The 11,989-nt window shown below is 57.7% G+C and carries 9 protein-coding genes; 2 read left to right on the top strand and 7 right to left on the bottom strand.

The window, feature by feature from the left end; translation table 11 throughout:
• Nucleotides 1-12: 12 nt before the first annotated feature.
• From ACNKU7_RS00285 to ACNKU7_RS00260, 6 genes are all read right to left on the bottom strand, one after another.
• Entirely contained in the window at nt 13-654 is a 642-nt protein-coding gene (locus tag ACNKU7_RS00285) for an outer membrane beta-barrel protein (RefSeq protein ID WP_418294947.1), read from the bottom strand.
• A 356-nt stretch (nt 655-1,010) separates the two neighbouring features.
• Nucleotides 1,011-3,545 (bottom strand): TonB-dependent receptor plug domain-containing protein, encoded by a 2,535-nt coding sequence (locus tag ACNKU7_RS00280; protein WP_418294946.1) that lies wholly within the window; start codon nt 3,543-3,545, stop codon nt 1,011-1,013.
• A 499-nt stretch (nt 3,546-4,044) separates the two neighbouring features.
• Nucleotides 4,045-4,608 carry a glutathione S-transferase family protein gene (locus tag ACNKU7_RS00275; protein ID WP_418294945.1) on the bottom strand — a complete coding sequence of 188 codons (564 nt, stop codon included), beginning with the start codon at nt 4,606-4,608 and terminating at the stop codon, nt 4,045-4,047.
• A 91-nt stretch (nt 4,609-4,699) separates the two neighbouring features.
• Nucleotides 4,700-6,247: a tetratricopeptide repeat-containing sulfotransferase family protein gene (locus tag ACNKU7_RS00270; RefSeq protein ID WP_418294944.1), complete on the bottom strand. Its 1,548-nt coding sequence runs from the start codon at nt 6,245-6,247 to the stop codon at nt 4,700-4,702.
• Between the two features lie 113 nt (nt 6,248-6,360).
• The gene (locus ACNKU7_RS00265) at nt 6,361-8,769 is read right to left on the bottom strand and encodes a TonB-dependent receptor (protein ID WP_418294943.1); all 2,409 of its coding nucleotides are present in this window, start codon (nt 8,767-8,769) and stop codon (nt 6,361-6,363) included.
• Between the two features lie 342 nt (nt 8,770-9,111).
• On the bottom strand, nt 9,112-9,654 hold the full coding sequence (locus tag ACNKU7_RS00260) for a macro domain-containing protein (protein WP_418294942.1): 543 nt from the start codon (nt 9,652-9,654) through the stop codon (nt 9,112-9,114).
• 73 nt (nt 9,655-9,727) lie between these two features.
• On the opposite strand from ACNKU7_RS00260, the gene ACNKU7_RS00255 reads away from it, so the two are divergent.
• Both ACNKU7_RS00255 and ACNKU7_RS00250 read left to right on the top strand, forming a co-directional pair.
• The gene (locus ACNKU7_RS00255; protein WP_418294941.1) at nt 9,728-10,816 is read left to right on the top strand and encodes a GGDEF domain-containing protein; all 1,089 of its coding nucleotides are present in this window, start codon (nt 9,728-9,730) and stop codon (nt 10,814-10,816) included.
• 163 nt (nt 10,817-10,979) lie between these two features.
• A complete protein-coding gene (locus tag ACNKU7_RS00250) occupies nt 10,980-11,408 on the top strand; it encodes an Hsp20/alpha crystallin family protein (protein WP_418294940.1) in 429 nt (142 codons plus the stop codon).
• A gap of 72 nt (nt 11,409-11,480) precedes the next feature.
• On the opposite strand, the gene ACNKU7_RS00245 is transcribed toward ACNKU7_RS00250, so the two are convergent.
• Nucleotides 11,481-11,873, bottom strand: a complete 393-nt coding sequence (locus tag ACNKU7_RS00245; RefSeq protein ID WP_418294939.1) for an acyl-CoA thioesterase — start codon at nt 11,871-11,873, stop codon at nt 11,481-11,483.
• Between the last annotated feature and the right edge of the window lie 116 nt (nt 11,874-11,989).

The following is an 11,989-nucleotide window of genomic DNA, read 5'->3' as shown; positions in this document are numbered from 1 at the left end:
GGTTTCCGTGAATCAAAAGCGCACCTCCAATCCGAGGGCGGTACTATTTGCGGTGTAGAAGCCATCCTCGTAACCTTCATCAATTGAAGGGGAATACGCGTAGCCGCTGTGTTGCAGATTGATATTCAGGTTTGATGTTACGTCTACGCCAATTCCTATACCGAAATAGACTCCACCACCACTATCCTTACCTGAATCACCATAGCTGTAGTATGCGTCGTACCACGCATCGTACTCCTCATACGCGAAGCTATACCGTTCCTCGTAGCCCATGTAACCGATGCGGGTTAGTGCAAACCAGCGGCTTTCCGCACCAAACTGGAATCGTGCGTTGGCTCCTGCATAGACGTAAGAGGTATTCAGAATTGAACGCGCCGAATACTGATAATCATAAGACGAGTAAGTATAGGCATCTTTCAATTTGCCCAGCTTGCCCCCACCCACTTCAAATCCGACCTGCACAATCCGGCCAGCTTGCCAGCGATAGCCCAGGCCCAACGCCTGGATATCGGTGTTGTCGTCGGTAAAATCCGTATCCGACAAATTAATGCGACCGCTCTGACCGCCAATAAAAAATCCCCCCTTTGCGTGAGCAGCTGGAACAGCGACCAACATCGAGCACGCTATCAGAAAAACGCCAATTGAATAGCGCATGTAATTTTCCCCTTCAAGATTATTGTTGTGCGTAGTACTTCCGGCGACGGGCATCAGGGGTTTGGACAACCAATCCTGTTATCACGCTACCTAAAAACACTAAACTGCTGAGACGGCAACCGGCCATACTCCGGACGGAGGTTAATGACATTACCTCTGCTTGTAAATTCATCAGCCCGCGAGCCCTATCGGAACCCAAGCAGTGCCTTCTTTCAGCAACCGATTTTGCGATTGGGCTGTTCGACTTCCTACCCGCCTAACAGTGAGAAGTAAAACCAGTGTTCGTACATTTGCAAGACCAAATGAAAAAGCGCCCCGAAGGGCGCTTTTTTTAACCTCAAAAGCAGCGCAATGTTTTAGAACTCATAACTCGCTTTCAGGTAATAAAAACCGCCGCCAATACCGTAGGGCGAAGTTTCGTAGTACTGGCCACCCAGTACATTGTCTGCCTCGCCGACGATGGAGCCGTCGATCTTGCCGCCGCGCTCATCAAACAGATTCGACGCACCGGCGGTCAGGGCAATCGCTTCTGCGGCCTGGTAGGAAACCTCCATATCCACTGTGAACTCGGGATTAAGTTCCTCACCAAACCAGTCCGCGTGCACCCCTACGTACTCACCGTAGAAATTGGTGCGAACGAATGCGCTGAGCTTGTCCCAGTTCTGCGCCACGGTGAAGGAAGCGCGATGCTCCGGCAGGCCGCGCTCCAGACGAACCGCCTTACAGATTTCCCCCTGGTTATTCACAAAGGCACCACCACAGGTGGCATCGCCGCCATTGACCTCGGTCTGGGTCCAGTTGTAGGCCAGGCTGAAATCGGTAGCGCCGCCGAACAGCTCTGCACCGTAGGTGGCGACCACATCCACACCAGTGGTTTCAGTATCGAAATCGTTGGCGAAGTAGTTGATCTGTCCGATCAGTTCCGGATTGGGCACGCCGGCAAGCGCCATGGCTGAGCGCTGGGCATCGGTGGGCGTGGCGTTATCGGTCAGCGCAATGCGGTCTTCTACTTCGATGTAATAGGCATCGATAGTGACGTCGAGAGCACCGGCGGACATGACCAGGCCGGTAGCGAAGTTAACCGACTCCTCGGGGGTCAATTCCGCTTCGCCCAGCTTGGGTGCCGGCAGGGTTTGCGCCTGGGTCAGCTGGCCGCCCACGATGGAGGTCTGGGTGTTGACCACGGAGGCCTGCCCCAGGGTCGGTGCGCGGAAACCGGTGCTGTGGGAACCGCGCCACGCGATGTTGTCGGTCAACTGCCAGTTGAACACCAGCTTGTAGTTGGCGGTATCGCCGAATGAATCGAAGTCTTCGTAGCGCACGGCGCCGCCCAGCAGCAGGTCGTCGGTCACCTGCTGCTCAACGTCAGCATAGAGCGCGTAGTTGCGGCGTTCAGCGGTGCCTGCAGAATCAATCGAGAAACCGGCGAAACCGTGTGAGCCGATATTGAAGCCCTGTTCCGCCAGCGGCCCTACCTGCCAGGACATACCTTCACCAGCGATGATCTGGAAAGACTCTTCACGCCATTCGGCACCCATGGCCAGACTCAGGGTATCGAACTGCTTCTGCACATCGACGTTCAGTGTTTTTTCCAGCTGGATGTAGGCACCGGTGTCAAAGTCGCGCTTGCTGTCCGGACCAAACGACGGGTTGATCGTGTTATTAAGACCAAAATCTGCCTCGTTACGGCCAACGGAGGCGCTCAGGTCATAATTCCAGCCCTGCATGAAGCCATCGGTCAGCTCGCCGCGACGACCTGCGGTGATGGAAGTATCGGTAATGTCGCCGATAAAGCGCGGGGTGTAACCGCCGGGGATCATCTTGTTGAACACGAAGCAGTTATCGTCCGCGCTCAATCCCGAAGCCACCATATCGGAGCCATCCGCCAGCGGGGTTGTGCGGTAGGCATCGCAGCTTGCCGCATTGCCATCCAGCGCGCCGACCAGTCGAATCCCATCACCGTCCGTATATACGCCTTCACGGCCATTCGGGTTGCGGTAATAGAATCCACCGTCAACCATGCGGTTGGAGTAGTTACCGAACGCATAGATTTCGCTGCCGTCTTTCAGGTCGATGCCGAAATTGGCAAACAGGGTGAGGTCGTCTTCGATCTCGGGCGAGCCCCAGACCTGGGCCGGTACCGGCACAGAAGTATTGCCGGCATCAATCATCGCCTGTGCATCGGGGCGCTGAACCGAGCGCGAGGTGGCGTCGGCATTTTTCATCTGAAAACTTAAATTCAGGAAACCTGAATCGGTCATGGCCATGCCATAGTTGCCCGCCACCACGGTGGTCTGGCCGTCACCTTCAAAAAACTCGCCGGTTTTTAGCTCCAGCGCACCGCCCTCGGCGTCGTCTTTCAACACGAAGTTCATGACCCCGGCAATGGCGTCCGAACCGTACTGGGCCGCGGCGCCATCGCGCAGCACTTCGACCTGTTTGAGGGCGATGCTGGGAATTACGGAGATATCCGGGCCCTGGGCGCCGTCGTTCAGGCCACCGCCCTGGAAGGCAATGACAGACGCGCGATGGCGGCGCTTGCCGTTCAGCAGAATCAGGGTTGAATCCGAGGACAGGCCGCGCATGTTGACCGGACGGATCATTGAGGCGGCATCACTAATCGGTTGGTCGTGTACGTTAAAGGATGGAACAGAGCCCTTCAACAAATCGAGCATATCGCTGCTGCCGGTTTTGGCCAGGTCATTGGCATTGAGTACATCCACCGGCACGGGGGATTCTGTTACGGAACGGGGTTTGGTTCTGGAACCCACTGTAACCACTTCTTCAATCACTTGCTGGCTCTCGTCGCTGGTCTGCGCAAAAGCCGGAGTCCCCAGGCTGCCCGCCAGTGCGACCAGTGACAGCGAAGTAACTAGGTGTTGGACCTTCATGGTATCTCTCCAATTAGCGTTTATTTTTTTGTGGAGCAAAAATCGTCATCTAGATAGGATTGCGCGAAGTTATCGCGATGAACGCAAAAGGATGAAACAAGATTCCCGGCGAACAAACTGATTGGAATACAATCCACTTGCAAAGTCTACCGGCAAACTAAGCGCCAATTTTTATAAAAAAATCAGTAGCTCCATGAAATACAGCAAAGTCATAGGCAAAAATACGTGGCGATATTCCCGAGAAATCAATGAATAAAATGCCATAGGATGCTTACGTGACTGACGATGCGGTCGCGATAAAAATATTACATTTCTCGAAAAGAGCTGACGTTCGCCGTCGCTCAGAAAAGATGGTATCCCTGTATAGTTACCCGTAGGCTATTTCCATATTCTCGATAAATATTCCGCAGTAACCGATACACTGGCGCAGAAAAAATTAATGCATTGGAAATAAAAAAAGGGCCATCCGGCCCTTTTTTATTTTTCGTTCTTACCCATTTCAGGCCACTGGCGGAGCCGTCGCCACAAAAATGGAATCTTCCCCGGCAATTTCCAGCAGGCGCTGCAGCTTTGGATGCGATGCAATGGAAAAACGTTTGCGGAACTGTCCCCAGGCCACACCGACCGCTACGCGGTAGTCGGCATCGCCAAACTGACCGGGTGCAGGAAGTGGCGCAGCATCCAGTTCCTTGAGAACCTGCTCAATACGCTGTTGCTGGCGCTGGGTATACAGGTTTGCGTCGATATCGACTCCGCTGCGCTGCAGCAGGAACAGGTTGATCGCGGCATCGAGCAGGGTATTGGCAAGGCAGTAGCGATCGAACTCCTTCGCATCAATAATGAACTGCTGGCCAGATTTTTCGCGCACGTATTTCAAAATTGACGTGGAGTCATTCAGCTGCAGCGCACCATCTTGCAGATAGGGCACCCGCAGCGTCGGCGTTCCCGGATCTTTACTGGTGTGGATATCCAGCTCGACCATTTCCCAGTCGAGCCCGGATTGCATCAGCGCAATACGGCAATGGCGCACGAAAGGAGAAGTAAAACTGCCAAAAAGTTTCATGTTTCGATCATTCCTTGTTTTTAATTCGATGGTGTCGATGAAAGACTTTGGATCAAGCCGAGCAACCGCTTCTTCAGCAAGCGCGGGGAAATTAAATCAGCCCGGCTCGAGTGAACACTTCGATCGCCGGTGCCAGCTCCCTTTCATATTTTTTCCAGCGCGCCACCGCGCTGCGATATACCGGCTGGCGCACCTGCGCGGCACTCGCGGTACTCACCGCGCCTTCTGCTGTGGAAAAATCCCGGCAACGGTCGTCCCACGGCAAATCGCAGAACGCCAGTAATCGCCGACTCTCCGTTTCCGGGCTTTCAGTAAAGCGCTCGTAACTCACTTCATGTATACGGTGCGGGTAAAGCTGCTTCCAGTGTTCCATCAGCTGGTGGAACTGCACAATATAGCGCGCTGTATCTTGCAGGTCATAATTGTAGTGGTAGTAGGCAAACTGAAACGAAAACAGCTGGCGGTAGTTACTGAGGCAGGTATCCAGCGGGTGGCGATCCAGCAGTACAAAGCAGGCACCGGGCAGGCACTGTGCGATCAGCCCAACGTAGAAAAAATTCATCGGCAGCTTGTCCACAAACCGCGGTGCCGAACTGCCCGCCGCCTGCAGGCGGTCGGCGACGCTGGCGAGATAGGCCTGGCCAATGGCCTGCCTGTCGGCCTCTGCCAGGCCACCCAGCACGCTGGCATCGAGCACAGCATTTGAGGCGCTGCGGGACGCGCGTTTCGCTGCCAGGGGGAAATCCTGCAATTCCCCCAGCGAATAGACCTGTGGGTGGCTGTGCAGAACCCGCTCGATCAGGGTGGTTCCGGAGCGGGGCATACCGAGCACGAATATGGCCTGGTTGCCGCCGGCATCCGGGACTGTATCCGGCGCACGGGAAAATGTCGCACGCACCCCGTCAAACAGGGCCTGGTCACGGGAAAAGTCGTAGCGGATTTTCTCCCTGTATGCGTGCTTGGCCGTAGCGAGTGCCTGGAATGCACCGTGGAAATCCCCTGCGCGTTCAAGCTCGCGCGCCACGGCGTGCGCCAGATACAGTTGTTCCTCAGGGGCAAAGTGCCGGGACTGGCGAATTTTCTGCAGCTGCGGCAAACGCCGGCTCTCGCGGCGGTTTTTTTCCAGTTCCGAGAGCGCCCAGTGGGCACGGGCGAAATCCGGGCGCAGCCGGATGGCAGTTTCGTAGGCGGTACAGGCAGCCTCAAGGTTGCCGAGAAACTGCTCCGCGCTGCCCAGATTGAACTGGAACTGCGGATTCTGCGGCTGGTTCGCCACGGCGAGGCGGAAGGCCTGGGCGGCTTTCTGGTGCTCACCGACCTTGCTGTAGATCACCCCGAAGGTGTCCAGGAGTAGCGCAGAGGATGGCGAACACTGCATGCCGCGATCAGCGGTGCGGCGCGCCGCGGCGATCTGGTGCAGCTGAACCTGGCAGCGAGCCTGCTGTGACAGGTATTCAGCGTTGGCCGAATCAAGCCGCACGGCGCGCTCCACCAGCGCCAGCGCGCGGCGAACCTTTCCGCCAGCGGCACTGGCAATACTGGCAAAGAACCAGCCATCCGCCACTTCCGGGGCAACCTGCTGCAATTGCGCCGCAAGCTGGGCAAGATCGGCAAACGCACCGCGGTTGAGTGCGCTCACTGCACGCCGGTGCAGGTCTGCCGTTTGGGGGGTATCTGGCGTTTGCATAAGGTGAAAATACAAAAGCCGGCCCGGGTTATCCAGACCGGCTTTTGTTTGCTGGGCGCTACCAATTAAAAACGGTAGGTCACCCGGGCGCCAATGGTGCGCGGCGTTCCTACATACTGCGCGTAGGAGCGCAGGTTGAAGTCGCCATACAGGGTACCGGGGCCATCAGTCTCACTCTGCAGTACATCCGCGCGACGACTGGTGCGGGTGCCGGTGACGTAGTACTTGTTCCACAGGTTGTCGACATAGGCCTGCACCAGCCAGTTATCCTGCTCGAGGCTGGCGGAGATATGGTGGATCGCGTAGCCGGGGATGGCCTCGCCACCGCGATCGCCGGCGATGCGCTCTCCGGTTTCCTCGTCGATGGCATACAGTGGATCTTCCGGCCCGCCGATGATGTTGTATACATCGCTGGCAAACACCAGGCCGTAGTTCAGCAGCAGATCCCGGCCCAGCAGCTGGGTGCTGTAATTCAGGTTCAGGGAGCCCTGATGTTCAGCGTGTCCCGGCAGGCGCGCGCCTTTTTCGGCGGTGTAATCTCCGACCAGGCCCGGGGCATCATCACTCAGTGCCGCGTTGGTGTAGGCGTAGCTGAAATTCAGGTCCAGGTTGTCGCGGATCATCCACTGCCCCTGCAGTTCCAGACCGCGGCTGAATGCGGTGCTGCCATTGGCCAGAATCGGCAGGTTGCCGAACTCGGTGGTGCTGGACAGCTGCAGGGCGCTCCAGTCGATGTAGAACAGTGCTGCAGTCAGGGAAACACTCTCACCGGCCAGGCCCTTGTAGCCGATCTCGTAATTGTCGATCAGATCCGGCTGGTACACGAGCTCGTGCGACTGGGCGCACAGCTTCTGCCCGTCATCTTCTCCGGCCAACTGCGCCGGGCTGCACTCCGGTACCGAGTTCACACCACCGATGCGGTAACCCTGGGAATAGGTGAAATACACCATGCCGTCATCGCTGATGTCCCAGGAGGTGTTGAGCTTGAACAGGTCACCGTCGTCGCTGCCCCTGTTGCGGCGGAGATCGACATTGATCGCGTCCTGCGGGGCGCCGTCCCATACCGTCTCCAGCAGCGGCAGGCCAAAGCCGCCGGTGATGTCGGTCTCGTATTCATAGGCGCGATAGCCGGCAGTGACCGACCAGCGGTCGGTGATCTGGTAGCTCACTTCGCCGTACAGTGCGGATTCCTTGCTGAGGCGGTCGGTGAGCTCGATGTACTCCAGGCCGTCCGGGCGCAGCTGAATGCCATCAAAGTTGTCCACCGCGAACTGGTCGAAGCCCGGCACGAACTCCATGCTGACAAAGTCCCGCTGCTTCTCGGTAGTAAAGTAACCGGCCACCCACGACAGCGGCCCGTCGCTCTGGGATACCAGCCGAAGTTCAAAGGTTTCGGTTTCCTCGCTGGCTTCCTCGCGGGTATAGGCGGAGAAGCTGGGGAATTCCTCGTAGCCGTACTCAAAGCCCAACAGCAGGTCGGTCTGGTCGCGCTGGCCCAGCTCGTCGTATTCGGACTCGCCGTAGGTAGCAGTGGCTTCAGCAAACCCCAGATCCGCACTCAGTTCCAGGCTGGTGAGCTTGTTGGTGAAGTGATTGGGTTCCTCCACCCGCGCGGCAGACTCGTAGCGCCCGGTGCCAAACGCGAGCTGGTTATTCAGCTGGCGCCCCTCGGCCTTGGTGTCCTGCTGGTAGTGCCACAGATTGGCTTCCAGCCAGTCGTTCGGGGCCCAGCGCAGGTTGGCACGGCCGGACAGCATTTCAGCGCCGCTGGCGTCTTTTACACGGCGCAGATTGGCGGCAACGTCCTGCGGGTTGGAGAAGTCCGGCTGCGGGTTCGATACGCCGGGCTCGCGCACCACATAGCTGTAGTCGATGAAGCCCGGATCCCTGACCTGATCCAGGTTCACGCGCAGCGCCAGTGTGTCGCTGAAGCCCAGGTTCAGGGTGCTGCCGTATTCCTGCCCGAAGCTGTCGCTTTCGGCATTGCGGCTGGCGTTGCCGCGCACTTCTGCGGTGTATTCACCGAACTCCGCCTTGCGCGGGATATAGCGAATAGCGCCACCGAGGGTGCCCTGGCCGTACAGGGTACCCTGCGGGCCGATCAGCACTTCCACGCGCTCCAGATCCACCGGGTTCAGATCCACGGTCAACGGGGTTTCACCCAGATAGATGGCGACGGCACTGCTGTCGAAGCCCGGGCCGAGGCCGCCGGTATTGAGGCCGCGCACCACGATATCCGGTGAGTTATTGCGCGGACCGCGATCCACCACGGTCAGGCCCGGGGTGTAGTAGGCCAGCTTGGCCACGTCGTTCAGGCGCAAGTCTTCAATCTTGCCGCCATCGACCGCGGAGATATTGATCGGGGTATCCATCACGCTCTCGGCACGACGGCTGGCAGTCACCACGACTTCTTCGAATACCGGCTTGCTCTGGCTTTCTTCTGACTGCTGCGCGATCGCTTTGGCGGCGGTCATGAGTGGCAGCGCGGTACACGAAATTGCGAGCGCCAGGCACTTTTTGTTAAACCGGCGCAAGTCCCCAAAATTTTGGCTCATCATGTTCATATTTTGAATTGGACACATAAAACAGAAGATATCCGCAGAATATCACTTGAAAGCTGCAGAAAATGCGGTTGTTGAATTTTGTGCCAATCCTGTTTTTGCTGTCCCTGATTAACCAGACCAACAACAGGAAGAGACTTTGGGGTCACCCGTATTTTTACCGGGGAGGCTGGAAAAATTCGCCGGTTTTTCCAGCACCGGTCGCCGCCCGCAACGCCACGCAAGGGCCAGCAGCGGTGGGTAAGTCTGCGATGGTTAAAAAAACCGCTTATCGACCTGCCGCCAGGTGCCAAGGGCTGACTGCGTGTGCAGGCAAACGGTGAGTAACGCAAACTCATCCAGCGCATCGCGCAGTACTTCGAGCCCCTGGTGGGCGGCGATTTCGTGAGGGAAGCGATTGGTACCGGCGCCGAGGGCGGGGAACAGCAGGCGCTGGAGATTGCGAGCGCGCGCCACCGCCAGCGCGCTTTCGTAGCACTGTCGCAACTGCGCGACGGCAGCGACACCCCACTGATCACCGCTGCTCCACTGGGGCGTCACGGTATGCACCAGGTAATGCACCGGCAGGTTGGGCGCACTGGTGACGCAGGCCTGCCCTATAGCGCACTCAGGCAACTGTAAGCACTCACTTATCAGCTCGTCACCGGCGCGATCGTAGACCTGTGCCGACAGCCCACGCCCGCGAACCAGGTGCTTGTGGGCCGGGCAGATGAGTGCATCCGCCTCGATTCTGAGAATGTCGTCACAAATTAGCTGCAGCTGCCCCATGGATGACTCCGCGCCATTGCCGTTCGCCATTACTATAGCTTGTTCGCCAGTCACCTTTTGGCGATGGCCCAGGGCCGGGCCTGAACAGCGACGCAAAGAGACCATGGAACACACGTATAACAGCAACAATAATCTCGGATATTCGGATCCCCTCGTACAGGCATTGGGACTGGAGCTGCGCCGGCGCATCCAGGCCTCCGGCTATATGCTGCTGTTTGCCCTGGCGATTACTGGCGCGATGGGCGTGATCGCCCTGACGACACCGGATATTGTCCTCGCGGGCACACTGTTCGGTGTCGCCGGCGTAATCCTGCTGGCCTATATCGGGGTCAATACCGCCGGCCCCAGCCGCAAGACGCCGATACTGGTGGGTGTCCTGCTGCTGGTACTGTATTTCTACCTGCTGCTGTCCGGCGGCGTGAACAACACCGGCCTTATGTGGGCCGTCATGCTGGTGCCGGGGTTCATCAACCTGTACGGCTACAAATGGGGTACCGCGACGCTCGCCGGCATCGGCGGGGCAACGGCCCTGGTACTCTTCTACCCGGATTTTCCCGGGCTGCTGGCGGAATACGACACCGCGCACCGCGCGCGCTTTATTGCCGTATTCGGCGCCCTCACCGCGCTCACTGCCATCCTCGACAGCAGCCGGCACCAGACCCAGCAGATGCTGCACACACTCACTGCGGAACTCGAGAGCCACGCCAGCACCGATGCCCTGACCGGCCTCGCGAACCGTCGCGAAGCCTATCGCGCGATCGATGAACTGGAGCGGCGCAACCGCGAGCTCGCGGGGCGCTACACCGTGCTGATCGGCGATCTCGACGGTTTCAAAGCCATCAACGACCGTTACGGTCACGGCTTCGGCGACCAGGTACTGCGCGATGTGGCCAGGGTTCTGCAGGAAAACACCCGCGCCGACGATATTGTCGCGCGCTGGGGCGGGGAGGAATTCCTGATCCTGCTGCCCAACACCGACGTGCCCGGCGGCGGCGTGCTGGCAGAAAAGCTGCGCATGAAGGTCGAGGCATTGAGCGATACCTACGAGCACCCGGTGCGGGTATCCATCAGCTTTGGCGTCGCCGAAGGTAACTCGGGCACCGCTTCCGGCGACAACAATATGCTCGCCGAAGCCGACGCGCGTATGTACCGCGCCAAAAACGGCGGCCGCAACCAGGTAGTCTCCGACTGAATGTGCGGGCGCCCTCCGCCCGCACCACCGCATCCCACTCAAACACTGCCCGCTCCCCGCGCGGCCTGTCTCTTCGGGAAACAACCGGTCACCACACTATAATTCAGACGCCCGGATTTATCGGGCAACCTGATATCAGCGCAAACGGTATTGGGAGGTGGCTATGAAACTCATACCCAAAGACACCCTCTGGGATGTGGACAGTGTGTTTGACAAGCTACTCTCCAGCAGTCGCGGTTTGACTGAAGCGCGCGAGGGGTTTTTCTCTCCTCGTGTGGATATCCGTGAAACGGAAAGTGGCTATGAGATCAGCGCTGAGATGCCCGGAGTACGCAAGGAAGACCTGAATGTCACCCTTGAGGATGGCGTACTCAGTATCGAAGCGGAAATGGAACAGGAAGACAAAGAAGAAAAGGACAGCCGCATCATCCGCCAGGAACGGCGCTACGGTAAATTTACCCGCAGCTTCAACCTTGGGGAAGGTATCGGAGAAGCCGATATTGATGCGAGCTTCGAGGACGGGGTACTGAAACTCAAGGTGCCCAAGATCGAGCCAAAACAGCCGGTCAGTCACCGCATCGAAATTCACTGATCCCAATGAGGTGTGCAACCGACCAGCCACTGCAGCCTTACTGGAAGGCCGCAGTGGCTAGCGAGAATTCCGTTATTTCACCAGGTGCTGTTCCAGCACCTCGCGCACCGGTTTTGGAATCGGTGCCTTGGTCTGGTTTTCATAATCGAAGTGCACCATCACACAATCACCTTGCGCCACCAGTTCATCCTTCTGCCAGACTTCCTGATGGATGGTCAGTGAGGTATTTCCTACCGCGAGAATACTGGTGCGGATTTCCACCGGCGAAAACAGGTAGATCTGCGCAACGAAATCCACCTCCATTTTTTTCAGAATCAAATTCCACTGCACCAGGGACAAATCCGGATTGAAGATACGGAAAATCGGCATCCGGCCCTGCTCAAACCAGGCGGGAACGACGGTGTTGTTGATATGCCCGAGGGCATCGGTTTCGGAAAAGCGCGGCTCCACCTGGTACGTAAACATGGCAAGGCAATCCTGTAACTGGCTCGGTTTTCTGTAAGCGAAAAAATAAAGCCACGCATGATATAGCAATACCACGCGGTGTTACATGGCGGAGGATCTGTTGACCGGAACGCTGT

Origin of the sequence: Microbulbifer weihaiensis, from assembly GCF_048323715.1 — a bacterium.
Lineage (GTDB): Bacteria > Pseudomonadota > Gammaproteobacteria > Pseudomonadales > Cellvibrionaceae > Microbulbifer.
The sequence above is the reverse complement of the archived record's forward strand: the minus strand, read 5'-3'. Positions and strand labels throughout refer to the sequence as shown.

Excerpts from the sequence above, each read along its gene's own strand:
- ACNKU7_RS00285 (WP_418294947.1), bottom strand. The coding sequence starts at position 654 with ATGCGCTATTCAATTGGCGTTTTTCTGATAGCGTGCTCGATGTTGGTC.
- ACNKU7_RS00280 (WP_418294946.1), bottom strand. The coding sequence starts at position 3,545 with ATGAAGGTCCAACACCTAGTTACTTCGCTGTCACTGGTCGCACTGGCG.
- ACNKU7_RS00275 (WP_418294945.1), bottom strand. The coding sequence starts at position 4,608 with ATGAAACTTTTTGGCAGTTTTACTTCTCCTTTCGTGCGCCATTGCCGT.
- ACNKU7_RS00265 (WP_418294943.1), bottom strand. The coding sequence starts at position 8,769 with ATGACCGCCGCCAAAGCGATCGCGCAGCAGTCAGAAGAAAGCCAGAGC.
- ACNKU7_RS00260 (WP_418294942.1), bottom strand. The coding sequence starts at position 9,654 with ATGGCGAACGGCAATGGCGCGGAGTCATCCATGGGGCAGCTGCAGCTA.
- ACNKU7_RS00255 (WP_418294941.1), top strand. The coding sequence starts at position 9,728 with ATGGAACACACGTATAACAGCAACAATAATCTCGGATATTCGGATCCC.
- ACNKU7_RS00250 (WP_418294940.1), top strand. The coding sequence starts at position 10,980 with ATGAAACTCATACCCAAAGACACCCTCTGGGATGTGGACAGTGTGTTT.
- ACNKU7_RS00245 (WP_418294939.1), bottom strand. The coding sequence starts at position 11,873 with ATGTTTACGTACCAGGTGGAGCCGCGCTTTTCCGAAACCGATGCCCTC.